At 54.3% G+C, this 25,516-nt stretch carries 18 protein-coding genes and 1 other RNA gene; 18 read left to right on the top strand and 1 reads right to left on the bottom strand.

What is annotated here, in order from left to right; genetic code table 11:
* Positions 1-16 precede the first annotated feature (16 nt).
* Positions 17-1,246 (bottom strand): phosphotransferase, encoded by a 1,230-nt coding sequence (locus HGAS_RS07685; RefSeq protein ID WP_019127222.1) that lies wholly within the window; start codon positions 1,244-1,246, stop codon positions 17-19.
* A gap of 194 nt (positions 1,247-1,440) precedes the next feature.
* On the opposite strand from HGAS_RS07685, the gene gdhA reads away from it, so the two are divergent.
* From gdhA to HGAS_RS07600, 18 genes are all read left to right on the top strand, one after another.
* On the top strand, positions 1,441-2,805 hold the full coding sequence (gdhA, locus tag HGAS_RS07680) for an NADP-specific glutamate dehydrogenase (protein ID WP_019127221.1): 1,365 nt from the start codon (positions 1,441-1,443) through the stop codon (positions 2,803-2,805).
* 186 nt (positions 2,806-2,991) lie between these two features.
* Positions 2,992-3,603: a class I SAM-dependent methyltransferase gene (locus HGAS_RS07675; RefSeq protein WP_019127220.1), complete on the top strand. Its 612-nt coding sequence runs from the start codon at positions 2,992-2,994 to the stop codon at positions 3,601-3,603.
* 31 nt (positions 3,604-3,634) lie between these two features.
* Positions 3,635-4,138, top strand: coding sequence for a GyrI-like domain-containing protein (locus HGAS_RS07670; protein WP_019127219.1), 504 nt, complete (start codon positions 3,635-3,637; stop codon positions 4,136-4,138).
* A gap of 70 nt (positions 4,139-4,208) precedes the next feature.
* Entirely contained in the window at positions 4,209-5,057 is an 849-nt protein-coding gene (locus HGAS_RS07665; protein WP_233993746.1) for a sensor histidine kinase, read from the top strand.
* Positions 5,054-5,731, top strand: a complete 678-nt coding sequence (locus HGAS_RS07660) for a response regulator transcription factor (protein WP_019127217.1) — start codon at positions 5,054-5,056, stop codon at positions 5,729-5,731. Before HGAS_RS07665 ends, HGAS_RS07660 begins: the two co-directional genes overlap by 4 nt.
* Before the next feature lie 124 nt (positions 5,732-5,855).
* Entirely contained in the window at positions 5,856-6,914 is a 1,059-nt protein-coding gene (locus HGAS_RS07655; protein WP_019127216.1) for an ABC transporter substrate-binding protein, read from the top strand.
* A gap of 137 nt (positions 6,915-7,051) precedes the next feature.
* Positions 7,052-8,821: an ABC transporter permease gene (locus tag HGAS_RS07650; protein ID WP_051007873.1), complete on the top strand. Its 1,770-nt coding sequence runs from the start codon at positions 7,052-7,054 to the stop codon at positions 8,819-8,821.
* A gap of 21 nt (positions 8,822-8,842) precedes the next feature.
* On the top strand, positions 8,843-9,985 hold the full coding sequence (locus HGAS_RS07645) for an ABC transporter ATP-binding protein (RefSeq protein WP_019127214.1): 1,143 nt from the start codon (positions 8,843-8,845) through the stop codon (positions 9,983-9,985).
* A 156-nt stretch (positions 9,986-10,141) separates the two neighbouring features.
* Positions 10,142-11,269 (top strand): peptide chain release factor 2, encoded by a 1,128-nt coding sequence (gene prfB / locus HGAS_RS07640; protein ID WP_009408209.1) that lies wholly within the window; start codon positions 10,142-10,144, stop codon positions 11,267-11,269.
* 105 nt (positions 11,270-11,374) lie between these two features.
* Positions 11,375-12,064 (top strand): cell division ATP-binding protein FtsE, encoded by a 690-nt coding sequence (gene ftsE / locus HGAS_RS07635; RefSeq protein WP_019127213.1) that lies wholly within the window; start codon positions 11,375-11,377, stop codon positions 12,062-12,064.
* Positions 12,064-12,978 (top strand): permease-like cell division protein FtsX, encoded by a 915-nt coding sequence (gene ftsX / locus HGAS_RS07630; protein WP_009408205.1) that lies wholly within the window; start codon positions 12,064-12,066, stop codon positions 12,976-12,978. Before ftsE ends, ftsX begins: the two co-directional genes overlap by 1 nt.
* A 5-nt stretch (positions 12,979-12,983) precedes the next feature.
* Positions 12,984-14,255, top strand: a complete 1,272-nt coding sequence (locus HGAS_RS07625) for a M23 family metallopeptidase (RefSeq protein WP_009408203.1) — start codon at positions 12,984-12,986, stop codon at positions 14,253-14,255.
* A gap of 40 nt (positions 14,256-14,295) precedes the next feature.
* Positions 14,296-14,823: an SsrA-binding protein SmpB gene (gene smpB / locus HGAS_RS07620; protein ID WP_009408200.1), complete on the top strand. Its 528-nt coding sequence runs from the start codon at positions 14,296-14,298 to the stop codon at positions 14,821-14,823.
* A gap of 77 nt (positions 14,824-14,900) precedes the next feature.
* The gene (locus tag HGAS_RS07615) at positions 14,901-17,495 is read left to right on the top strand and encodes a YhgE/Pip domain-containing protein (RefSeq protein WP_019127212.1); all 2,595 of its coding nucleotides are present in this window, start codon (positions 14,901-14,903) and stop codon (positions 17,493-17,495) included.
* On the top strand, positions 17,492-19,696 hold the full coding sequence (locus HGAS_RS07610; RefSeq protein WP_019127211.1) for a YhgE/Pip domain-containing protein: 2,205 nt from the start codon (positions 17,492-17,494) through the stop codon (positions 19,694-19,696). Before HGAS_RS07615 ends, HGAS_RS07610 begins: the two co-directional genes overlap by 4 nt.
* A gap of 184 nt (positions 19,697-19,880) precedes the next feature.
* Positions 19,881-20,255: a transfer-messenger RNA gene (gene ssrA / locus HGAS_RS08750) on the top strand.
* 519 nt (positions 20,256-20,774) lie between these two features.
* Positions 20,775-22,913: a glycosyl hydrolase family 28-related protein gene (locus tag HGAS_RS07605; RefSeq protein ID WP_019127210.1), complete on the top strand. Its 2,139-nt coding sequence runs from the start codon at positions 20,775-20,777 to the stop codon at positions 22,911-22,913.
* A gap of 406 nt (positions 22,914-23,319) precedes the next feature.
* Entirely contained in the window at positions 23,320-25,464 is a 2,145-nt protein-coding gene (locus tag HGAS_RS07600; RefSeq protein ID WP_019127209.1) for a hypothetical protein, read from the top strand.
* Positions 25,465-25,516 lie beyond the last annotated feature (52 nt).

Genomic DNA, 25,516 nt, shown 5'->3' with positions numbered 1-25,516 from the left:
TAATGCTGAGCCTGATTTACTCGTGAGTAGGCAGGATCGCACTCATATCGATGTGCTCAGTTGGCGCCTCGGCCGCCTGCTCAGAAGCACCCTCAGAATCAGCTTTTGAGGTGTGGGCACTTAGCCTGATCGGACCGGAGTGAGGACGAGTATGACCTTCACTTGTGCCGGTGGATGCATCGCTTCGAGCTGCTTTGATAGCGAGCGGGCTCTCGGGAGTCGACTCAGATGTCCGAGGGGTTGTGTCCTTGCTCTGTGAAGAAGACTTCTCTTCAGTAGTCGAGGAACCACTTGCAGTCTTCACAGGCTCTTCCGTGCGCTTGGGAGTGCTCTCTCCAACACTTGCCGAGAGCTCTGCCAACATGGCTCGCGCCTCGTCGACAATATCGGAATCCCCACTGTGCAGTCCGTGAACCAACCAACGCACCACGGCCAACTCGGAAAGAAGCTCAGCGCGCGCCAGAAGGTGCAGGTCCTTCTCCGAACGAGTCTGCTGGTAGGCCTCGTGGAAGCGCTCTAAAAACTCATCCGAGGCACGCGCAAAAACCCATGCGATATCGACCGCGGGGTCACCAACGTGCGCAGATGAGAACCCTGTCAGCGCGCAGACCCGACCGTGGTCAACGTGAATTGAAGTCTCAGAAAGATCACCGTGAATGGGGGAGGGGAGGAAACGCCACAGGGACAAATTCTCCAGCGACTCTTCCCAGCGATCCCACAAGTTCGCGGGGATGACAACTTCCTGCGCGGCCTCGTCCAAAACGGCTTGGTGGCGGTCACGGCACTCGATTGCCGAATAAGCCGGAAGATTGACGCCGGTGTAGATCAGCTCGGGAAGATTGTGCAGTGAGGCCAATGCATTTCCCAAAGATGCAGGAAGCAAGTGCGGGTCATCGAAATCCGAGGTTTCCATGACGTGCCCACCCAGATCGCGGTGGACCATGACTCGATCACCCTCTGGGGTGCGGGTGAAACCAGCGGGACGCGGAACCTCAAATGGAATCTTCGAGAAATCGTGAGCCTTCCCCAAACGCTCTAGAACCGCGTTCTGGGCTTCCATATCCAGTCCGCCGACAGTGTCGTGCGGGCAGACAACCATCCAGCGATCGCCTGAAGTATCAATGAGTCCGGTGACTGAAAGGACCTCATCGCTGAACTGCGGAGGACGCAGTCCGGCTACTTCAAGCCGCGGAACCGCAACTGTTGCAAGGGCAGCAAGTTCATAGGGAGTCTTAGATCGAGTCACGTTTAGACCTTAATGTGCTGGGCGAAAACAGCGGGGCAGGCGCATCGAGAGAAGGCAAAATTGCCGCCAAGTACACCAAATACGTGAGCCTTCGTGGCGGGTATCGCGCGCCTGTGATCAGGGCATGCGCAATGCAGAGTCCATATGTTGGAAAAGAAAAGGTAAATAAACCGGAGCAGTGCCATGATCAAGACATGAGTGAAAAGTTCGATACATCCCAGCTTCCCCGCGAGCTCGCATCGGTCTTCGATGAATTGGTGGCGCGCGACTCCCACCAAGGTGAATTCCACCAGGCAGTCTTCGAGGTTCTCTCGACCCTGACTCCTCTGGTTGCCCGCAAGCCCGAATACCAGGATCTGGCGATTTTCGAGCGAATTGTTGAGCCTGAACGCCAGCTCATGTTCCGCGTTCCCTGGAGCGATGATCAGGGCCGCATTCACGTTAATCGCGGCTTCCGCGTTCAATTCAATTCCGTGCTTGGCCCCTACAAGGGTGGCCTGCGTTTCCACCCCTCGGTGAACTTGTCGATCATCAAGTTCCTTGGCTTTGAGCAGATTTTCAAGAACTCTTTGACCGGCCTGCCCATGGGAGGCGCAAAGGGCGGCGCAAACTTCAACCCCAAGGGTAAGTCTGACGCCGAAATCATGCGTTTTTGCCAGTCGTTCATGACTGAGCTTCAGCGTCATATTGGTCCCAACGTAGATGTTCCCGCCGGTGATATTGGTGTGGGTGGCCGCGAAATCGGTTACCTTTTCGGCCAGTACCGTCGTGTTCGCAATAGCTTTGATGCCGGTGTTCTGACCGGCAAGGGCCTGACCTGGGGCGGTTCCTTTGCTCGCACCGAGGCCACCGGATACGGCTTGGTCTACTTTGCACAGGAAATGCTTCGTGCGCGTGGAGACTCTTTTGAGGGTAAGCGCGTTGTTGTTTCCGGTTCAGGAAACGTGGCGATTTATGCGACCGAAAAGGCTCAGCAACTGGGTGCGAAGGTCGTTGCGGTTTCGGATTCTTCTGGCTTCGTCATCGATGAAGAGGGAATCGATGTCGATCTGCTGAAGGACGTTAAGGAAGTTCGTCGCGGTCGCGTCAGCGACTATGCCGCTGAGCGTCCCAGCGCGCACTTCTTCTCAGAAGGCTCGATTTGGGAGGTCCCCTGTGACGTTGCTCTTCCCTGTGCTACCCAGAACGAGCTTGGCCTTGAAGGTGTCGAGGCCCTGATTCATAACGGTGTGCAGATGGTTGCGGAGGGCGCGAACATGCCCACCACTCCCGAGGCCATTGACGAGCTGCGCCGCGCCGGTGTCCTTTACGCGCCCGGTAAGGCCTCGAATGCCGGTGGCGTGGCCACCTCGGGACTCGAGATGCAACAGAACTCGGGCCGCACGCAGTGGCCTTTCGAAGAGACGGATGCAAAGCTTCACCAGATCATGGTTGGCATTCACGAGAACTGTCTTGCAACCGCTGACGAATACGGCGTTCCTGGCGATTACGTTGCAGGTGCAAACCTCGCCGGCTTCATCAAGGTTGCCGATGCGATGGTTGCTCAGGGCCTGATCTAATTCGAAGACTCGCAGCAGGGGGGGCTTCGCGCCGGTGGGCGTGAAGCCCCCCCTGCTGTACTAGGCGGGGGAGCGCACTCACCGAAACAGAGCGGCTTTCCTTGGGTCTGGTGCGAAATACAGGGCGCGCGTAGCATTCTCGGTATCGCAATGATGCGTAGGCATTGGGCAAGCGGAGGTTCAGTGATGTTCTGGGATCGGGTTGCGCCCCTTTATGACTTCTTCGAAAAAACATTCAATCGCGGCGTGTACGACGGAACAGGCGTCGCCGTCGCTCAGCTGGTTGGCCTCGAAGACGAGGTTCTTGAATGCGCCTGCGGAACCGGTGCAATCAGTATTTTCCTTGCGCCAAAGTGCAAGAGGCTGGTCGCTACTGACTTTTCTGAGGGAATGCTCAAACAAGCGCGGAAGAAACTTGCGAAGTATCGCAATGTCACGATCGAAAGAGCTGACATCACGTGCCTTCACTACGAGGATGCCTCCTTCGACATCGTCATCGCAGGTAATGTCATCCATCTGCTTCCAGATCCTGGTGCTGTTATGAGGGAACTTGAACGAGTCGTCCGCGCCGGAGGCACTATCGTCGTCCCGACTTACGTCAAGCGTCGGCCAAGCAAACAAGGAATAATCCCGAAGATTCTTGCGAGGCTCGGCGTTCACTTCAAGGAACAATTCGATGTGGACTCCTATCGAGCTTTCTTTGAAAAATTGGGATACCGGAACGTTACCTACACCGTTATTGACGGCCGCATTCCTTGTGTGATCGCTTCCATCACCTGTAACAATGATGGCCAATAGTCCTCACTGTTGAGCTCGCCCGGAGTCTGAGATGGCATTTTACTTTAAGAAGGAGTGTAAGGAACTCTACGCGCCTAAGAAAGGGCCGGATATCGTTGAAGTTCCAACGATGCACCTCGTCGCAGTACGGGGCAGTGGAGACCCTAATGATGTGGAGGGTGCTTACCAAAGGGCAATTTCTGTCCTATACGCCATTTCCTACACGATCAAGATGAGTAAGAAAGGCTCCCGTCAGATTGACGGGTATGTCGATTTCGTCGTACCGCCACTCGAGGGATTCTGGTGGCAAGACGGCGTTGAAGGCGCTGATTACACACGCAAGGAGACTTTTAGCTGGATTGCCGTTATCCGGCTGCCTGACTTTGTCTCGCGCGAGGCCATGCACGCCCATGCGCGTGAGTGCGGATACTCGATCGACCTGACGCAAGAGCGGCGTCACCACGAAATCTATCTTTCAGACGCGCGCAAAGTGGCGCCTGGCAAGCTCAAAACGATCATCCGCCACCCGATCAAAGCTTCAGAAGAGAAGAAATGAGCGAGTGTTTACACTTTATTATCCGCCTTTCGTGACCGGGTGGGGATATCGTTGAGAGTGCAATGGAAAGGTGAGCAGGACAATGCAATTAGTTGCCATAGTTGCTATCGCGCTGTCGTGGCTCCTTGCCGCTCTTGCGATCGTCTTTGCTCTACGAATGCGCCGAGACGTTCAGCGCCTACGCGCAGAAAAAGAACAACTACGTAAACTCCACCAGGACTACATGGCCGGTCCAGCGGTGCTCTCCCATGAATTACGCACTCCATTAACTGTTGTCAGGGGAGCGGCAGAACTTCTTGCTGATGGTTCGGCTGGACCTATGAATGACGTGCAAATGAAGTTTGCGAAGACCATTGCGGAAAATGCGCACCAGGTCGTCGAAATGGCTGATGATCTTCTTGCCGAAGTGCGCCTGGAATCTGATTTATTCAATCTTCGTCTTCAACGCGTTGAAATGCGCGAATTGGTGCGTCGAAACGTCGCGCAGATGCGGCGTTTTCATTCCTCGCCCATCCGTCTGGAAAACCACGGAGCACCCATCTATATGTCGTTGGACCCGCGCTTGATGGGGCAGGCGATCGCGAATGTTATTAATAACGCAGCCCGTCATGCGGGTGATGATGTTTCGATTGTCGTGACGGTACAAGCTTTTGATGAAGACGTCACCATTTCTATCGTTGATGACGGTCGCGGAATGACCCAGGAAGAAAAAGAACGCCTCTTCATCCCATTCGATACCGGAGGGTCGCTTCGACCTGGAACAGGCTTAGGGATGATGCTTACGCAAAAGATTCTGAAACTTCACGGTGGAACGATCTTGGTTGATACGGTTTCCTCCAAGGGAACAACCTTTTATCTGACTATTCCGCGTACCATACGAAGTGGCGATCAATCACTCCTGCCTGAGGAGGGCCAATGAGCGCGAAGGCTTTAGTTGTTGATGATGAGCCCCAGATCCTCATGATTATCAAATTCGCCCTTGAAACTGCGGGAATAACTGTAGAAACCGCAAGCGATGGGGCGAAGGCATGGGAGAAATTTACAACTCACTACTACGACCTGGTCATTCTTGACCTCATGATTCCCGTGATCTCAGGGATTTCGCTTGCTCAAAGAATCCGAGCGATGAGTGATGTTCCGATCATCATGATTACGGCGCTTTCTGAAGAGTCCGACCGCATTAAGGGACTTGAAAGCGGTGCGGATGACTACATTACGAAACCTTTTAGCCCTAAGGAAATGACTCTTCGCGCTCAGGCTCTTTTGCGCCGAAGCAAGAAGGACCCCAACGATGTTGTGTCCAACGGTCCTTTGCGTATTGATCGGCGTGACCGCAAAGTCTACGTCGACGGTGTGCCGGTGGAGTTGTCCTCGACAGAACGACGGTTCTTGGATTTCCTTGCTTCACATATTGGAGAGCCTGTGAGCTACCGCGAGCTCCTTAACTCTGTGTGGGAAACGCAGGATAGCTCAGGTGGGAAAGACATGATCAAGATGACTGCTTATCGTTTGCGAGGCGCTCTTGGGGATCGTGGGGGAGAGCTGATCCAATCGGTTCGCTCAGTTGGGTACACGATGCCAGATCTTCGGTAACAGATCAGTTACCGCTCGTTACTAAGGGTGCCTTTTTCGTGTTCTGTTTCACGTAAGAATGAAACCAAGAGCGCACGAGCCTAGTTACAGCCCCGTGCATACCCTCGATTCAAAGGAGAATCTGATGAAGAAGAGCTTCATCTCCCTTGCAGCATTCAGCGCGGCGGGTGCACTAGCACTTTCCGGTTGTGTTGTGAATGATTCCGCCTCCTCAGGTAGCAGTGAAAGCGGATCTTCGGATTCCATTACCGTTGCCTGTGGCGCAATGGAAGACCTCTGCCAGAAGTGGACAGAAACCTTCACCCAGCAGACCGGAATCAAGGCAACCTACGTTCGCCTTTCCTCCGGTGAGACCGTCGCTCGTCTGGACTCCGCAAAGGACAACCCAGAGTTTGATGTCTGGCATGGTGGCCCGGTTGACGGCTACGGTGCAGCTGCAGAAAAGGGCCTGATCGAGGCCTACGATTCGCCCACCGCTAAGGAAATCCCGGATAAGTACAAGGACCCGAAGCACTACTGGACCGGTGTTTACGTCGGTGTTCTGGGCTTCTGCTCGAACCAGAAGGTTCTTGAAGAAAAGGGCCTCCAGGTTCCCCAGTCGTGGGATGACCTTCTCAAGCCTGAACTCAAGGGCCAGATTTCAACGGCACACCCCTCGACCTCGGGAACTGCGTTCACAACACTGTGGACCCAGGTTGTTCTTCGCGGTAGTGAAGACGCCGGCCTCGACTACATGAAGAAGATGCACGCAAACGTCCTGCAGTACACCAAGTCCGGTACTGCTCCCGGCCAGATCGCAGGACGCGGCGAGGTCGCAGTGGGCCTGGTCTTCTCTCACGACTGCGTGAAGTACCGCGATGAGGGTATGAAGGACCTCGTTGTTTCCTTCCCCAAGGAAGGCACCGGTTACGAGATCGGTGGCGTCGCTCTGGTGAAGAACTCGAAGCACTCCGAGGCCGCCAAGAAGTACATCGACTGGGCGATCTCGGCTGACGCCCAGAACCTTGGCCAGACCGTTGGCTCGAACCAGATTCTGACCAACCCGAACGCCAAGACCAACGACAAGATGGCCAAGCTCGATGAGATCAACCTGATCGATTACGACTTCGCTGCAGCAGCGGCCGCAAAGCCCGAGCTGACGAAGCGTTTCGATGAAGAGGTTGCCGCAAAGCCGCGCCAGTAGTGGTGCAAGGGAGGGGATGGTTCTTTCCATGTCCCTGTTCCATCCCCTCCCTCTTTCTTCGCGTGTCCACTGAAGGACGCGCACATTATCAGGGACTTTTCCGCGTTACGCGGGTACTTGGAGAGATCGGATAGCCAATGTCAGTGGAGACAGTTGCGCCACCACGCACCCAAGGGGCACAAACCCCGCAGGCGCAAGCCGTGGCCTCGGGAAAGAAAAAACGAACGAAGGTACGACGCGACCCCGTGACGGTTGCGATCGTCGCGATCATTACAGCAGTTCTCTTCCTTCTGGTCTTGCTGCCGCTGGTCACGATCTTGGCGCGAGCCTTCTCGACTGATGGTCTAAAGGTCTTGACCTCTTTTGCTAGCTCGACAACGAACCGAACGATTGCGCTGAACACGATCGTTCTGGGCCTAGTTGTTGGCTTGATTGGTACTCTTGCTGGTTTCTTCTTCGCCTACGTCCAGGCGCGAGTGGATATCCCGGGTAAGAAGATCCTCCACCTGATCTGCATGATCCCGATTGTCTCGCCGCCTTTCGCTGTGGCGACGTCGGTCATCACTCTGTTTGGTCGTAACGGCCTGATTTCGACGCAGGTTCTGGGACAACAGTGGAATATTTATGGCCTCTCAGGTCTGACCCTGGTTTTGTCCCTTTCCTTCTTCCCCGTCGCATACATGAATATGCTCGGAATGCTCAAGAACCTTGACCCTGCGATGGAAGAGGCCGCTGCATCCTTGGGTGCATCTTCGTGGACAATCTTCCGCACCGTTACGCTTCCGATGCTCGTCCCCGGTTTTGCCGCGTCCTTCCTTCTTCTTTTCGTCGAGGCCATTGCTGACCTGGCGAACCCGCTGGTTATCGGCGGTGACTTCACCGTTCTGGCATCGCGTGCATACATCGCTGTTAACGGTGAATACAACACTGCTGCGGGCTCGGCATACTCATTGATTCTTTTGGTCCCAGCGCTACTTGTCTTCCTTCTACAGCGCTACTGGTCAGGACGCTCCTCAACGGTTACCGTGACGGGCAAGCCGACCGGCAAGGTCCGTATGGTTCGCTCAATGAAGGCGCGAATCCCGCTGGGAATTGCAACCTTGCTGCTGGCAGCTTTTGTTGTCACCATCTATGCAACGGTTATTGTCGGAGCCTTCGTCTCGATCTTAGGCGTGGACAATACATTCACTCTGAAGAACTTCAAGTACGTGCTCTCGGGTATCGGCAACGATGCCATCATCGACACGACCATCCTGGCTCTGATTGCAACGCCGATCGCTGGCATCTTGGGCATGGTTGTTGCATGGCTGGTGGTTGTCCGCCTTAAGGCCTCGGCTGGCTTCATGGACTTCCTGGGCATGCTCGGCTTGTCTGTTCCCGGTACGGTTCTGGGTATTGGTTACCTCATCACCTATAACAAGCCGATCATTGTCGGCGGAAAACTGATGCTGATGCCCGCGCTCGCGGGTGGTTCCGCGGTCTTTGGTGGCGCCTTGGCAATCATCATGGTTTACGTTGCGCGTTCGATGCCCTCGGGCCAGCGTTCCGGTATTGCCTCCCTTCACCAGGTTGACCATTCGATTGACGAGGCCTCAACCTCCTTGGGTGCATCGGGCTTGCATACCTTCATGAAGGTGACGCTTCCTCTGATCCGTCCGGCATTCATCGCTGGTTTGACCTACGCATTTGCGCGATCCATGACGACGCTGTCGCCGATCATTTTCATCACGACTCCTAAGACGAAGATCATGACCTCTCAGATTCTTGCTGAGGTTGATGCAGGCCGTTTCGGTAACGCTTTTGCCTTCTGCACGATCTTGATTGTCATCGTGATGGCTGTTATCGGCCTAACAAATGTTCTTGTTCGAGATAAATCTGTCACCGCCACCAATGGCGCGGGCATGTAATTGTTGACAAAGGAAAGACCCATGTCGAATACGAATGACACAAATGCTCCCGGCCGCCTGTCCCTGGTGGAGCTGACCAAGACCTTCTCGAACACCGCTTCCGAGGTCACCGCGGTTGATCACATCAACCTGGATATTCACCCCGGTGAATTCATCACCCTTCTTGGGCCCTCGGGCTGCGGCAAGACCACGACCCTGCGTATGATCGCGGGCTTTGAAGACGCGACTTCAGGTCAGGTCATGCTCGATGGCGAAAACATGGTGGTTGTCCCACCGAACAAGCGACCCATGTCTATGGTGTTCCAGTCCTACGCGTTGTTCCCTCACCTGAGCGTGCGTGAGAATGTGGCCTACGGCCTGCATCTGCGAAAGAAGAGCGCAGCGGAAATCAAGGAAGAGGTCGATATTGCACTTGCTGCAATGAACCTGACCGCGATGGCGGATCGCGCTCCTTCCCAACTTTCCGGTGGCCAGCAGCAGCGTGTTGCACTGGCCCGAGCAATGGTCGTACGTCCGAAGGTTCTGCTCTTCGATGAGCCTTTGTCGAACTTGGATGCAAAGCTTCGTGTGAAGATGCGCGTGGAAATTCGTCGGATGCAAAAGCGTCTGGGGATTTCCTCCGTTTACGTGACGCACGATCAGTCCGAAGCAATGGCAATGTCCGACCGCATTGTCGTGATGAATGCGGGACGAATCGAACAGGTGGATACCCCCGAAGAGATCTACCTGCACCCGGCCAGCGTTTTTGTTGCTGACTTCGTTGGTCGCGCGAACTTTGTTCCCGCAAAGGCCAGTGAGGTCGGCGAGGACGGCAAGGTTCAGATTGAGGCTCTGGGCCAGCAGCTCAACGTCCACGCTTCTGAGAGCGCAAAGGAAGCCGTTCGTTCGGACGACGAGCTGGTTGTTCTGGTTCGTCCTGAATCCATGCGCATTTCCGCAACCGATGAAAAGCCTGCGGCGCTCACCGGTTCGCTGGGCCAAGTTGTCACCTCGATCTTCTACGGCGAAACCGTTGAATACGAGATCGAAACCGAGTTTGGCTCGCTGGTGTGTGTTGTCTCCGACCCGCGTGCAGAGGACCTTCTTGAAGAAGGGCAGTATGTGCGCTTGGGAATCGAGGCCGAAAAGGCGTGGCTCTTGCCTTCTGGCCAGCTGGCCTCCTGAACTGCTGGACGCAATCTCCTGAATGCAGGCGGATGCGCCGTAGAGGCGTTCATACAATGAAATAACTGCACGGCCCGGGGCCGGGTGAGGGGAGTGATTGTCCCTCACCCGGCCCCGGCCTCGTCAATAATTCGATGAATCGGCTACCCTTTAGACGTGGCCATTGAGTTTTCTGAAGAGATCCAGTCCTTGCGTACGACGATGGAAAATATTTCCGCCGTTGTGCAGCCCGAGCGTCTTCGCGCCCAAATCGCGGAGCTGTCGCAGAAGGCAGCCGCTCCTGACCTGTGGGATGACCCCGCGCATGCGCAGGAAGTGACTTCGCAGCTGTCGCACCGCCAGAGTGAGCTCGATCGTGTTCTGGCAATGGAAGAACGCATTGACGACCTCGAGGCGATTGTTGACATGGCCCGTGAGACCGCTGAGAGCGATCCTGCGGACGCGGAAGATATTTTTGCCGAGGCCGAATCTGACCTTGCCTCATTGAAGGACGATATGTCCGCCCTTGAGATCCGCACTCTTCTTGATGGCGAATATGACGAGCGCAACGCAGTCATCACCATCCGAAGTGGCGCTGGCGGCGTGGATGCTGCAGATTTTGCTGAGATCCTGCTGCGCATGTACCTGCGCTGGGCAGAGCGCCACGGGTATCCGACGAAGGTTATGGATACGTCCTACGCAGAAGAAGCTGGCTTGAAGTCCGCAACCTTCGAGGTCCAAGCCCCTTACGCCTATGGCACTCTTTCGGTCGAAGCCGGCACCCACCGCCTCGTGCGTATCAGCCCCTTTGATAACCAGGGACGTCGCCAGACCTCTTTCGCGGCTGTTGAGGTTATTCCTCTGATCGAGTCGACGGACCACATTGAGATTCCCGAGTCCGAACTGAAGGTCGATGTCTTCCGTTCTTCCGGCCCCGGTGGTCAGTCGGTGAATACGACGGACTCCGCCGTTCGAATGACTCACATCCCGACGGGTATTGTCGTTTCGATGCAGGACGAAAAGTCGCAGATTCAAAACCGCGCGGCCGCTCTTCGAGTTCTGCAATCTCGCCTTCTTGTGCTGCGCCACGAGGAAGAGCAGGCGAAGAAGAAGGAACTCGCGGGTGATGTGAAGGCCTCGTGGGGTGACCAGATGCGCTCCTACGTCTTGCAGCCCTACCAGATGGTGAAGGACCTGCGTACCGAATACGAATCCGGCAATCCCCAGAACGTCTTCGATGGTGATATCGACGGCTTCATCAACGCCGGAATTCGTTGGCGTAAGAATCAGCAGAATCAAGACTGATGCGAAAAGCCCGGGCCTGGCCCGGGCTTTTGCGCGTGTCGCCTAAGTTTTGAGGCGCGAGCTGCATAGGGTAAAAGGGACCATAACCCCAATCAGAGACGGCTCATGATTCGATTTGATCACGTCACCATGGTGTATCAGCCTGGTGCACGTCCGGCATTAGATGATGTTTCCCTTGAAGTGAAGCGCGGAGAGTTTGTCTTCCTCGTGGGAAAGTCCGGTTCCGGTAAGTCCACTTTCCTTCAACTCACCATGAGGGAAATTCGTGCGACGTCAGGAAAGGTGTGGGTCCTCGGCCACGACGTGGGTAAACTCTCGCGTTGGTCGGTTCCTAAGCTGCGACGTCAGGTCGGGACCGTGTTCCAGGACTTCCGTTTGCTGCCTTCGAAGACCGTATACGAGAACGTTGCTCTGGCGATGGAGGTCATTGGTAAGCCTCGCCACGCTATCGAAACCCAGGTTCCCGATGTTCTGGAACTGGTCGGTTTGGCTGGTAAAGAAAGGCGCCTTCCCCATGAGCTTTCCGGTGGCGAAGAACAGCGTGTGGCAATTGCTCGTGCGATGGTGAACCGTCCCGAGTTGCTTCTTGCGGATGAGCCGACCGGTAACTTGGACCCGGATACATCGCTTGGAATCATGCGTTTGCTGGATCGTATTAACCGCAATGGCACCACAGTTGTGATGGCAACGCACGACGCTGCAATCGTGAACCAGATGCGTATGCGCGTCATTGAATTGCACGATGGAACGGTTGCTCGTGATCAGAACAGCGGCGTGTACGGGGCGGTGAAGTAATGAAGTTACGTTTTATTCTTTCGGAAGTTGGCAAGGGCCTGTCGCGAAACCGCGCGATGTCTGTTGCCGTGGTGATCGTGACCTTCGTGTCCCTGCTATTTGTGGGTATTGCAGGCCTTTCGCAGATGCAGGTCTCTCGAATGAAGAGTCAGTGGTACGACAAGATCGAGGTGTCGATCTACATGTGTGCCAACAATGACCAGACTCCGAGCTGCAATAACCAAGAGGCAACGGAAACGCAGATTGCAGCGGTGCGCGATAAGCTCCGTTCTGCTGAGCTGGCTCCCTACGTTAAGGACGTCTACGAAGAATCGAAGGCTGAGGCCTTTAAGAACTTCGTGAAGATCTACGGTAATTCTCCGCTGGGGCAGTGGACGACCGAGGACATGATGCAAGTGTCTTTCCGCGTCAAGCTGGTCAATCCCGAGCAATTCAGCATTATTCGCGACGAGTTCACGGGTTCAGCTGGCGTATCCGTTGTGAAGGACCAGCGTGAGATCGTTGAGCCCTTGTTCCAGGTTTTGGGTAAAGCCCGAGGCCTGTCGCTGGGCTTGGCGGGCGTGATGATCGTCGCCGCGGTCTTGCTCATTACGACCACTATTCGCCTGTCCGCGATGAGTCGTGAACGTGAAACCTCCATCATGCGACTGGTTGGTGCCTCGAATCTGTTTATCCAAGCCCCCTTCATGATTGAGGGCGCGATTGCTGCAGTGGTCGGTGCTCTCTTGGCAGTGGGAACCCTGTTCGTTGGTGTTCACGTCCTGGTGAATCAATGGCTTGCACAGGCCTTCCGTTGGACGAACTTTATTGGCATGCGTGAGGTGTGGATCATGTCGCCGATCCTCATCATTGCTGCAGTGCTCCTTGCGCTCTCGGCATCCGCATTCTCACTGGCGAAGTACACGAAGATCTGATCTCTATGGCAAAGACGCGTTTTCACGGTTTTTCAACGGGACTTACCAGTGCGGTGACGCTGCTTGTTGTTGCAGCACCGCTCGCTCTGGTACCACCCGCTTTTGCGGATGAAGACCGTGATCGCGTTGCTCAGGCTCAGCGTGAGTCCGCGCAGCACGTGCAAGAGCTTCGCAACAACCTTGAGGGTTTGGACGCTTCGCTCGCCCAGGTCTACTTAGACCTTGAAACAGCGAATGCTCAGATCCCCGTTGCCCAGGCTGAGCTTGACACTGCGAATGAACGCTACGAGGGCGCCAAGCGCGAGCATGACGTTGCACAGGCACAACTGGATGCAGCTCAGGCTGAGGTTGCTCGTCTCAACACTGCGATGGAGAAGGCGCGCAAACAGCAAGAGGAATCTCAAAAAGCTGTGGGTGCATTGGCGCGCGAGATGTATCAGTCCGGGGGAGTGAGCTCGCCCCTTCTGATCGCGCTGTCCTCTTCAGGAACTGAAGAGATTGCTGATCGAGCAGCCGCAGCGGATGCGATGACACGCGCTCAAGACAGTGCACTTAGCCAGGCAATGGATATGCAGGCGGCAACGCGTAACCAACAGAGTAGACAAGACGCCGTGACCTCGCGAATTTCTTCTCTGGAGGAGAAGGCACGTAAGGCCTCGGAAGAAGCAGAGAGCGCAAAGAACACTGCGGAAACGAAGCTCCGCGAGCTCGACGAACTGAAGAAGACCTCGGAAGAAAAACGCGCCCAGTGGGATGCGCAGAAGGCTCAGGCTGAAGAACAACTTGGCCAGTGGCAGCGCGAATACCAGGATGCGACCTCGAAGCTCGCTGCGATCGATGAAGAGAACCGCCGCCAGAATAGGCGCTACACCTCCTCGTCGAACTTCTCCAGCCCGCTTCCCGTTCCCTTGGTTGTGACTTCACCATTCGGATGGCGCGTCCACCCCGTCCTTGGGATCTCTCGCTATCACAATGGGACAGACTTTGCGGCAAACTGCGGTACTGAAATTTATCCGGTTGCCGAAGGTGTTGTCACCGCTGTGACCGTTGAAACGGCTGGCGGAAACGTGGTCTACGTGAACCACGGGATGATGAATGGCGCGTCCATGTCGACCGCCTATGTTCATATGCAGTCCACCAATGTCTATGTTGGCCAGCACGTTGGACGCGATACGGTTCTGGGCTGGGTTGGCGCTACCGGATACGCCACCGGCTGCCACTTGCACCTGTCTGTCATGCGCAATGGTGCTGATGTTGAACCTCTGGATTACTTGTAGGACAATAGTTCTCCTGTAATTTCTCACTGAGGGGGTGCTTATGCCGAAGGAATGGAAGAAACCAAAGCCTACCGAATCCGAGAAGCGTAAGGCTGCCTCGGACGCGAAGAAAACCATTGCGCGCAATAAGAAGGCTCGCCACGACTATCTCATTGAAGATACGTGGGAGGCTGGCATGGTGCTTTCGGGCACCGAAGTGAAAGCCCTCCGAATGGGACGTGCCTCGCTGGTCGATGCGTGGGTAGAGATTAAGAACGGCGAGGCCTGGCTGTATGGGGCGAATATCCCCATGTATGCGCAGGGCTCGTGGACCAACCATGCGCCGACGCGAAAGAGGAAGCTTCTGCTGCATAGCAGTCAGATTTCCACTCTGGCCGATAAGTCTTCCGCCAAGGGGTACACGATTGTCCCCCTTGAGCTGTACTTCATTGGTGGCCGTGCAAAGGTTGAGATTGCCCTTGCTCGCGGTAAACAAGAGTGGGATAAACGTCAGGCCCTGCGCGAAAAACAGGACCAGCGTGAGGCAGAGCGCGCGATGCGTCGCTATGTCAAACAAGCACGTCGCTGATCGGTGGTGTGCTCACGAGGAAGTGCTGTGTGCCCTCCATACGGAAGGTACACAGCCTGTTCTTTTAAGGAGCGCTGATGAGGCCCGTTGTGCGATCGCTCAAGCGAGACATACGGCGAATGGTGACCGTGCCTGCCGCGTGGATTGTCATCATCGGCCTTCTCTTCGTACCTGCACTGTATGCATGGTTTAACATCGTCGGTTTTTGGGATCCTTATTCGAATACAGGGAAGATCCGCGTTGCAGTTGCCAATGAAGATCAGGGCGCTACGAAAGATGCGATCGGTTTCGTCAACGTGGGCACGATGCTGGAATCCAAGCTACGCGAGAACGATCAGCTTGGATGGCATTTCGTCTCGGCAGATCAAGCAAAGAAAGAAGTTGAACGCGGGGAATCCTATGCCGCTTTCATCATTCCTTCCGATTTCTCCACGCGCCTCACGGGTATTGTTGACGGTACGTATTCCAAACCCGATGTCCAGTACTACGTCAATGAGAAGAACAATGCTGTCGCTCCGAAAATCACAGGAGCAGGAGCTTCTTCTTTAGATCAGCAGATCAACTCGGCTTTTGTTTCAACTGTTGCGCAGACTCTCTCAGAGAAGATCACCTCCACGGGCAAATCTATTTCTGAAGTCCTCCAAAACGGACGCTCAGACATCAGTGAGAAAGTAAGGACCGCGAGCGAACAATTGGGGCAGGCCGAGGAATCCCTTAACGGAATGGGGGAGAAGCTCGATTCGGCAAAGGGTAAGGTCAGTGGTGCGCGAAGCTCAATGACGAGCGCTGACTCAGCGCTAAGCGATCTCAATGACGCGCTGTCTGAGGCCGATCAGCTTGTCGCCGATACCCGCTCCAGCCTCTCGCAGTTCACCGCGAATATGTCGACTTCTCTGGACGGGCTTTCGACGCATGCCTCCGCTGCCGTGGCTAAAGCCTCGAGTGCCGGTGGAACTCTCAATGGAGGAGTACAGGGGGCAACGACGACAATCGGCGGCGTACTCACCGAGGGGCAATCCATCAACCAAGCCAACGGTGAGATTCTTCGTGACCTGCAAAGCTTGGGGATAGCGAATCTACCCACGGCCTCGCAGACACTACAAGATCTGAGCACACAAAACGCGCAGGTTGGGCAGACATTGTCGAATCTATCGGCGCTCAATGGGAACCTCTCCTCGACCTCAACATCGATCGCTCAGGCACTCAACTCACTGAATTCCGCCAGCCAGTCCTTGACCGAGGCGGCAACGCAGGCGCGCTCTGGCGTGACGAGCCAGCTCCCAGTCATTTCCAGTGCCTTGGATCAGATGTCCTCTGCCTCAGCTGATCTTCGCTCCGCGATCGCTGTTCTTAAAGGGCAGCGCGAGCAGATTTCGGGCCTTCTTGACCAGCTTGATACCTTGCTTGATTCAACGAAAACAACGATTGCACAGTCTTCAGTGAACATTGCGTCTCTCAAGTCTGATCTGGACAGCGCCAAGGGGGACATCCAGCTGATTTCCTCCTCCAACGCGATTCAGTCATTGGCGGGCTCGATGAATCTCAATCCTGAGAAAATCGCAGAATTCATGGCTGCTCCGACATCGATTAGAACCCAGACTGTTTTCCCGGTTGCCACATATGGTTCAGCGATGACACCGCTCTTCACGAACCTTTCCCTTTGGATCGGTGCCTTCGCGCTCGTGATCATTCTCAAGCTTGAGGTCGATGAAGAGGGCGTCGGTTCCATGACCTCGGCGCAAAAGTACATGTCTCGTTGGATGCTCTTGGCTCTATTCGCGATCGGGCAAGCTCTGGTTGTTTCCATCGGCGATCTGATAATCGGTGTCCAAACGGTCTCCAAGTTTGCCTTTGTAGGTACTGCTGTCCTTGTTTCTTTGGTGTTCCTTTCCGTGATCTACATGCTGGCGACCTGTTTCCAACATATCGGTAAGGGCCTGTGCGTCATTATCGTGATTCTTCAGATCCCCGGAGCAGCGGGCTTGTATCCCATCGAGATGATGCCTTCCTTCTTCCGTTTCCTCCACCCGCTTTTCCCCTTCACCTATGGGATCAATGCGATGCGCGAGACCGTCGGTGGCTTCTACGGCAACGCCTACCTGAGATCGCTTGGAGTCTTGGGGATTCACGTTCTTATAGCTTTTGCTTTGGGCCTGTTGGTTCGTCCCTTCTTGGTCAACCTCAATGCGATGGTCAGTCGAGATCTGTCTCGTTCGGGATTGTTCCTTGCCGAGGCCACGCACCTTCCGTCCTCGCGCTACCGCCTGTCTCAGATCGTTGCAGTCCTTGCCGATCACGATGGGTATTCGCGTTCGGTCACCCGTCGTGCGCGTAATTTCGAACGGCGTTATCCGAAGATGCGCCGCGGGGCTCTAATTCTGGGAATCGTGATTCCGGCGGTCCTTGCAATTCTCTCCGTTGCGAGCGTTGCTGAGGTCCCACTCCTTCTGGGGCTTTGGATTATCTGGATTCTTGTGATTATTACTTTCCTCATTGCTCTGGAATACATTCGCGAGTCTTTGGCTCGTCAGCAGTTGCTCACCTCGATGGATGATTCTGATGTGCGCTCCTTGTTGCGTCGCAGGCTTCATGGAGTGAAGGCTTCCGCTGCGCAACTGGGGAAACACCGCCTCGGCAATGAGGAAAATACGGAAGAGGGGAGCGAGAAGTGAAAGCTGTATGGCAGATTTTCCGGGCTGATCTCCATCGTGCTCATCGCTCGATCATCTCCATGGTCGTTGTCTTGGGGCTGGTCGTTCTTCCGTCGATTTTCGCGTGGTTCAACATTGCGGCCTCGTGGGATCCTTTCGCGAATACGAAGAATCTTCGAATCGCAATTGCCAATAGCGACGAGGGGTACAAGTCGGATCTGGTGCCCTTGAAGATCAATATTGGCGATCAGGTTGTTGCCGCGCTGCGTGCGAATGAGGATTTCGACTGGGTTGTTGATAGTGAAGCGCAGGCAGTTGAGAAGACTCGCTCCGGTGAGTACTACGCGGCGGTCGTGATTCCTCAGGATTTCTCGCGCGAGATGATGACCTTCTTCTCTTCGGATGCACACAGCACTCCGCTGACCTACTACATCAACGAGAAGAAGAACGGTTTGAGTCCGAAGATCGCGGGGCAGGGAGCAGAGCATGTTTCCGCTCAGATCAATCAGGCTTTTGCTCAGACTCTGGCTGAGATCGCTGTCGATACTGCTTCATCGCTTTCTGACTCTCTTTCGGACCCAAGTAACGTGCGCGGGATTCAGGCGCTCAATTCGCGTCTGGAGACGACCTCGACACGTCTCAGAAATGCGGCGGCGAGCGCTGATGCCTATGCGGGGCTTATTGGCTCGTCCATTCAGCTTGTCGATTCCACGCAGACGATGATTAACAATGCTGCGCAGGCGAAGGACCCGCTCTCTAACGCAGGAAACACTGCTTCCTCATCGATTGCACAAATTTCTTCTGGCGCCTCGCAGGCCGCTTCTGCTCTTTCCTCGGCGGTGAGTGCGTCGGCTAGTTCCTTGGACGCTTTGTCTTCGTCGATTGATGCTGTTTATTCCCAAGGTGGGAACACCGTAACTTCGGCCGTGGCAACCTTGCGCTCTCAGGCCGAGGCCGTGGGCAACCAGGCGACCCAGTATCTTCACGTGAAAGAGACTCTTTCACAGCTCCCAGGTTCTCCCATTTCTCAAGACGTGCTGAATCGTCTGCAAGCTTCTGCTGATCGCCTGAGTTCACTTCAAAGCGCGATCAATGCGGCGGCGGATGATCTGGAAAAGAACGGGGCAGCGGCAGCCGCAAATCATCAAGACGTGAAGAGCCTCATTGAACAGGCGAAAACGGCCGTGAGCACCCTCAAGTCTGATGCCGAATCGACGCTGCGCCCTCAGCTGGAGCAGCTTTCTCAGACGATGAATTCTGCGACTTCATCGATGGCCTCGCTTCGCAATCAGCTTTCCGCAGCGAGCTCTCAAGTAGGTGACGGCTCAACGGGAGTGCGTGAGGGACTGACGAAACTTCAATCCACCTTCAGCAACGTCGGGACCAGCCTTCGCGAGGCCTCGGAAAAGCTGGCGACGATCCACACGAAGCTCACTGACGCACTCAACGGTGGGAATCTTGCCAAGGTTCGAACGATCATTGGTTCGGATCCCCAAGCGCTCGCAATCGCGCTAGCAGCACCGGTGGGGATCGAGACGATTCCGGTGTATCCGGTGGAGAACTTTGGATCACAGATGGCTCCTTTGTACACCGCGCTGGCGCTGTGGGTTGGCTCGGTGCTGATGATTGTTGCTCTGCGCAGTGATGTCACTGCCGAGAACGTTGCTGACGGACTTGAAGAGACACATCCGACTGCGCTCTATTTCAAGGGCCGCGAGGTGAAGCTGTGGGAAGGCTTCCTCGGGCGCTACCTCATTTTTGGGCTGATCGCGCTTATCCAAGCGACAATCCTATGCCTGGGTGAGCTGTTCTTCCTGAAAGTTCAGCACGCTCATCCGTGGGAGTTCATGTGTGCGGGATGGCTCATGGCTTTCGTGTTCTCATTCCTGCTCTATACCTTCATTGCGACTTTCGGGAATGCGGGGAAGGCGCTGGGCGTGCTGTTTTTGGTGCTCCAGATTTCGGCTTCCGGTGGCGCATTCCCCTTGGATATCCTGCCAAGTTTCTTCCGGTCGATTTCGCCGTATCTTCCGGCAACGCATGGGATCACGGCTCTGCGCGCTTCGATCGCGGGGTACTCGGGCAGTGAGTACCTTGATGCAATGCTGTTACTGGGTGCCTTTGCCCTATTTGCCGTGGTCCTGGGATTGGGGATTCGTCCCTTCCTCATCAAGAACAACCGACTCTTGGTTGAAAAGCTTGAGTCTACAAAGCTTATGTAGGGCCTCCTTGGGTTCTTCTTCGGTTTTCTTTGCCGAGGCCAGGGCTCGCTGACTGCCTGCGTGCGGGGGAGTGGGGGCGGGGCCTCGGGTTTCTCTTGCCAGCTCTGCTGCGGGGACGTATGATTTCTAGTCCGGTGTTTGTGCTGCTGTGGTGGCAGGGCGTCGGAGAGTGAAGAACTCAATAGGGGATGATCGGTTTCGACAGCGGTCGTCGATCGAGGGGAAGCGAGCCGAGGAGGCATGCTCTACTCGTTAACGATGTGTGCAAACCAATAGGTGCCGAACAGAATCGCACCGACTACGTTCTCGCCGCCTGATTGCCGCGTGAACCTTTAGTCCGTCAGCCCGGAAGTTGCTTCCGGTCCGGTGTCTGGCGTCGTTTAGGAAGCCACTGGGTGCCGTTCGTGTTGGTAGGACGGCTCCGACACTTCATCAACTGAGCCTATCTGGTAGCAGGTCTGCATGATGCCAGGGGCTGAGAAATAACTCGCAGACTGCGCTCGGAGAAGACCTCGGGGTCGGCTGTTGGACGGGGGTTCGATTCCCCCCATCTCCACAATTAGTCCCGGACCACTGTTGGTGGTTCGGGATTTTCTGTAGCTACTTCACAGTTTTATCCGTTTGCACGGAGATGGTTTTTACAAGTCCCACAAAGAGTTCATCAACTTCTTCTCCAAAGATGTTGAAAGAGATATTTTCAGCAAAATAACTTGGTGAATATTCGCTTCCAAGACTTCGAGAAGCCTGCTTTCTGAGCAACCTGAAGCAAAGATTCGTTACGCATCGATGCGCATCACTTTGCGCGCAAATCCGCTAAATTATGCGCATCAGAACCTCTAAGTGCGCCATAAGAATTTGCGCAGAGTTCGTGGAGCAGATGACAAGGTTGACTCAAGAATCCTTTATACCCGTTCTCACAAAGCGCCCCTAATCTTAAAGCCCAATAGGCCATTCCTTAATGATCAGTGAAGACAGCATGGAAGCGGTCTATCGAATATTCAGGATCGACGGGAGTGGCTAGGTGCATTCGCCTTCAGGTCATCAACGTCGTTGACCGATGTAAAGGAAGAACTTCTTCATGAAACACCGAAAGATTGTGGGAGCAGTTGGCGCCGCTGCCGCTATCGCCATGGTTCCCACCTTGAGTGCAACCGGTGCCGTGGCAGACGATGGGGACTGGACCTATGGCGCTTCCTTCCCTTATACCCGTTACGAGGCCGAGCGTGGCTGGCTTGACCGTGCACACGTTGTCTCGCTTGACGAGAGCCTGCCTGTGAACAAAATGCTTGATTCGAAGGCAATCGAGGCAGGGGAGCAGTCCTACGTTGAGCTGTGGGGGCAGGATTCGTCCGTAAACTTCACCGCTGAGGTTCCCGCAAACGCGATCGACCTGCGTTTTAGTCTTCCCGATCATGAGAGCGGAAGCGTTGATATTCGCGTCAATGGTCAAACTGCTGCCAGCTTCAATCTTTCTTCTGAGAGTGCATACCAGTACGTCCAGGGCAGCAAGGTCTATGACGAAGAACGGTATAAAGACCCTCGTAATGGCCCGGCACATGCCCGATTCCTTTTTGATGAGGTCCACGGCCTGCTTAATCGGCAGGTGAACCCTGGTGACACGATCAGTGTCGTCCGTACGGATGGCAAGAAACAATCCATGGGAATTGACTTCGTTGAGCTTGAGCAGGCTCTTCCAGAGATTCCGCGTCCCGGTAATTCGGTGAGTGTTACCGATGATGATTTGACAGTCACTGAAGAAGTGAAACCGGGGGAATCCCAGACTCGTTCGGTTCATGCATGGGCCAATGATGGCCGGGACGACTCCGAAGCTTTCCTAGCAGCCCTAAAGCGCGCCTCGGAGGAAAACAAGACTCTGTACATTCCGCGTGGAACCTTTGAGTTTGATCGCCAGCTTGTGATCCGGCATTCTCCGAAGGATAACCACCAATTAGTAATCCAGGGCGCGGGTATCTGGTACACGAATATCCACTTTACGAAGTCGGGTAAAAAAGAAGGCGGTTTTGACTTAGAACATACGTCTCACCACCTGACTTTCCGCGACTTCTATGAGGATTCGAATCTTGTCTCTCGTCATGATGAAAAGGCGAAGTACAAGGGTTTCCAGGGCGTTACGAAGGATTCACAGTTTATAAACCTGTGGATTGAGCACTTTGAGTGCGGCTTCTGGATTGGTGAAGACGTTAACTATGACAAGCTCAAGTACACCGAGCGAATGCTGGTGGACCATTCCCGTATTCGCAACAATTTTGCGGATGGCTTGAACTACTCTCAGGGAACCCGTGATTCCGCTGTTCGTAATTCGAATATTCGCGGAAATGGTGATGATGGCCTTGCCTCGTGGGCGAGCCAGACGAAGTCACAGCCCGGGGACCCAGAGCAGTACGAATCCAGGTCCAGGGTTACCCAAAACAACGAGTTTACTCACAACACGATTGAGCTCGGTTGGCGTGCCGGTGGTATCGGTTTCTTTGGCGGCGTTGGTCACAAGGCAGAGAACAACCTGATCACTGGTAATTTCGAGGGTGCCGGTATTCGCTTGAATACTGTTTTCCCCGGCCATAACTTTTACTTCAATAAGGAACGGAACAGGCGCATCAGTATTCAGCGCAACAAGATTGTGCGCAGTGGAACGAAAGATGACTACTACGGTAACTCTCGCGGCGCGATCGACTTCCAAGAGATGTGGGGAACAATTCTGAATATCGATGTGAAGGACAACATTATCGTTCGTCCCTTTGCAGAAGATATTCGTTCGGACTTCGCATTCAATGATGAGCAACTGAACTCGCGGGGGATGCACGTCGGCGACAACCCGCGTCGTGACTGGGACGGTTATGAGCCTCAGCATCTGGTTGTGAACTACGCTCGCGTCAATGGCAAGGTCGACCGCGGTCTTGCTGAGGATACGAATTATGGCCTTTTCTGGTGGGACGGTGACAGAAACAATCCCGTTGATGGCAAGACTCATCGTTACTGGATCCCCAAGGCTGATGGTGTTCAGATCAATGATGGTATGGAGTTTTCATGGGAAGGTAACAGGAAGGTCTATAACTTCACCCCTGGTGACAAGCCGGAGTATTTGCCGATTTCCTCGACTCGTTTCTTGGATGACTACAACTATCAGGGTGAGATGGCTCAGTCTTTCCAAGATCCGAACCAGCCTCAAACAGTGATCCGTTTCTGGTCGCTTAAGTGAGTGTGGCGGCATCCGCCGCAATTATTCACTCTCCGTGCCCGCGCTGCCCTCGCAGTGCGGGCACACCTTTATCCATACTCAACGAATCAGCAATTAATTCGTATATTTCTCATTTTTGACTGCCAAGATTACGCATCATGATGCGCAATTAATGCGTGAGTGATGCGCATCGAAATGTATAAGTAATTAATAAGAATTCGTGCAGAAATCTTGTAGCAGATGATGAGTCCGAATCAAGATTCTTTTACAAATGCTCCCACGAAGCTTCCTTAAGGTTGAAAACGTATAGGCCTTCTCATAACCGAAAAACGGTCGGGCTGCCTATCTCGACACCTAGAGGCGACCAAATTTCGCAATCTCATATGCGGAAGTCGTGTCGCTGCCGATACAAAGGAAGAACTTCTTCATGAAACACCGAAAGATTGTGGGAGCAGTTGGCGCGGCTGCCGTCATTGCAATGGTGCCTTCACTGGGCGGTAACAGTGCCGTCGCTGCCGGTGACGACACGACCTACGGGGCTTCCTTCCCCTATACCCGTTACGAGGCCGAGCGTGGCCAGCTTGACCGTGCACACGTCGTCTCGCTTGATGAGAGTCAGTCGGTTAACGAAATGCTTGACTCAACAGCGATTGAGGCCGGTGAACAGTCCTACGTCGAGCTCGAAGGCAAGGATTCTTCAGTGAGCTTCACTGCCGAAGTTCCTGGGAATGCGATTGATCTTCGATTCACTCTTCCTGATCACACGGCCGGAAGCGTTGATATTCGTGTCAACGGCGAAACTGCTGCCACTTTTAATCTCTCGTCAGAAAGTGCGTACCAGTATGTTCAAAAGAGCAAGGTTTATGACGAGGAATGGCAGAAGGATCCCGGTAATGGTCCGGCGCACGCACGATTCCTTTTTGATGAGGTTCACGGTCTTCTTAACCGTCAGGTGAACCCGGGAGACAGGATCAGCGTCGTCCGTACAGGGACCGAAGGCCATGCCTACGGCATTGACTTTGTTGAGCTTGAGCAAGCTCTTCCGGAAATTCAGCGTCCTGATAACTCTGTGAGCATCACTGATGATGACTTGACGGTCACTGAAGAGAAAGCACCGGGTGTTTGGGAAACTCGTAAGGTTTATGCGCGCCCCAATGATGGAAAAGATGATTCTGATGCGTTCTTGGCAGCTCTAAGACGCGCCTCGGATGAGAACAAGACACTGTATATCCCGCGCGGAACCTTCGAGTTTGATCGTCAGCTTGCAATCCACCATTCTCCGAATGACAACCACAAACTGACGATCCAAGGTGCGGGTATCTGGTACACGAATGTCTTCTTCCGTAACCCGAATAGGGCCAGCGGTGGAATTGTTCTTGAACATACCAGCCATGACCTTCAGGTCCGAGACTTCTACATGTCGACTAATCTCAAGTCCCGTTATAACGAAGGGGCGAACTACAAGGGATTCCAGGGAGTTACCAAGAATTCTCGGTTTGAAAACCTCTGGATCGAACATTTTGAGTGCGGTTTCTGGATGGGTGACTATGTCGACGAGAAAAACATGCAATACACGGAGCACATGCTGGTCGAGCACTCCCGTATTCGCAATAACTTCGCCGATGGTCTGAATTACTCTCAGGGAAGCCGGAACTCGGCTGTGCGCAATTCCAATATTCGTGGAAATGGTGATGATGGCCTTGCGTCGTGGTCGAGTCATGCACAGTCTCAACCCGGTGAGCCTGTCCAGTATGTATCGAACGCTCGTCATACCGACAATATTGAGTTCACTCACAACACGATCGAGCTCGGTTGGCGTGCAGGTGGGATTGGCTTCTTTGGCGGATCGGGACAGAAGGCAGAGAACAACCTCATTACGGGGAATTTTGAAGGTGCTGGTATTCGTCTGAACACCGTGTTTGGTGGTCATAATTTTGACTGGAACTTGACCTTGAACAAGAGGGCCAGCATTCAGCGCAACAAGATTGTTCGCAGTGGAACGAAAGATGACTACTACGGTAACTCTCGCGGCGCGATCGACTTCCAAGAAGTTCAGGTTAACGGTCGTATTGCCGGCGTTGATCTCAATGACAACATCATCGTTCGTCCTTTTGCAGAGGATGTCCGCTCAGACTTCGCATTCAATGCCGAAGAGATGAAACTTCGCGGTATGAGCATTGGCAATAATCCACGCAGAGACGGGGATGGCTACGAGCCTCAGCATCTGGTTGTGAACTATGCTCGCGTCAATGGCAAGGTTGATCGCGGTATCCCTGAAGATGCGAATTACGCCCTCTACTGGTGGGACGGAGATCGACTGAATCCGGTTGATGGAAAGACTCATCGTTACTGGACTCCTAAGGCTGATGGTGTTCAGATCAATGATGGTATGGAGTTCTCGTGGGAAGGCAACAAGAAGGTTTACAACTTTGTCCTTGGTGATGACCCGCAGTACTTGCCGACATCCTCCACTCGTTTTTCTGATGACTACGCCTATCAGGGGGAGATGGCTCGATCATTCCAAGATCCTAGCCAGCCTCAAACGGTGGTTCGTTTCTGGTCGCATAAGTGAGGTGCGCGGCTAACGTCGTTAAACCTTCGTTTTGCTGCCCGCGCTGCTCAGC

Source organism: Actinomyces sp. ph3, from assembly GCF_000308055.1.
In the GTDB taxonomy this organism is placed as follows: Bacteria; Actinomycetota; Actinomycetes; order Actinomycetales; family Actinomycetaceae; genus Pauljensenia.
The sequence above is the reverse complement of the archived record's forward strand: the minus strand, read 5'-3'. Positions and strand labels throughout refer to the sequence as shown.

Excerpts from the sequence above, each read along its gene's own strand:
- gdhA (WP_019127221.1), top strand. The coding sequence starts at position 1,441 with ATGAGTGAAAAGTTCGATACATCCCAGCTTCCCCGCGAGCTCGCATCG.
- HGAS_RS07675 (WP_019127220.1), top strand. The coding sequence starts at position 2,992 with ATGTTCTGGGATCGGGTTGCGCCCCTTTATGACTTCTTCGAAAAAACA.
- HGAS_RS07670 (WP_019127219.1), top strand. The coding sequence starts at position 3,635 with ATGGCATTTTACTTTAAGAAGGAGTGTAAGGAACTCTACGCGCCTAAG.
- HGAS_RS07660 (WP_019127217.1), top strand. The coding sequence starts at position 5,054 with ATGAGCGCGAAGGCTTTAGTTGTTGATGATGAGCCCCAGATCCTCATG.
- HGAS_RS07655 (WP_019127216.1), top strand. The coding sequence starts at position 5,856 with ATGAAGAAGAGCTTCATCTCCCTTGCAGCATTCAGCGCGGCGGGTGCA.
- HGAS_RS07650 (WP_051007873.1), top strand. The coding sequence starts at position 7,052 with ATGTCAGTGGAGACAGTTGCGCCACCACGCACCCAAGGGGCACAAACC.
- HGAS_RS07645 (WP_019127214.1), top strand. The coding sequence starts at position 8,843 with ATGTCGAATACGAATGACACAAATGCTCCCGGCCGCCTGTCCCTGGTG.
- ftsE (WP_019127213.1), top strand. The coding sequence starts at position 11,375 with ATGATTCGATTTGATCACGTCACCATGGTGTATCAGCCTGGTGCACGT.
- ftsX (WP_009408205.1), top strand. The coding sequence starts at position 12,064 with ATGAAGTTACGTTTTATTCTTTCGGAAGTTGGCAAGGGCCTGTCGCGA.
- HGAS_RS07625 (WP_009408203.1), top strand. The coding sequence starts at position 12,984 with ATGGCAAAGACGCGTTTTCACGGTTTTTCAACGGGACTTACCAGTGCG.
- smpB (WP_009408200.1), top strand. The coding sequence starts at position 14,296 with ATGCCGAAGGAATGGAAGAAACCAAAGCCTACCGAATCCGAGAAGCGT.
- HGAS_RS07615 (WP_019127212.1), top strand. The coding sequence starts at position 14,901 with ATGAGGCCCGTTGTGCGATCGCTCAAGCGAGACATACGGCGAATGGTG.
- HGAS_RS07605 (WP_019127210.1), top strand. The coding sequence starts at position 20,775 with ATGAAACACCGAAAGATTGTGGGAGCAGTTGGCGCCGCTGCCGCTATC.
- HGAS_RS07600 (WP_019127209.1), top strand. The coding sequence starts at position 23,320 with ATGAAACACCGAAAGATTGTGGGAGCAGTTGGCGCGGCTGCCGTCATT.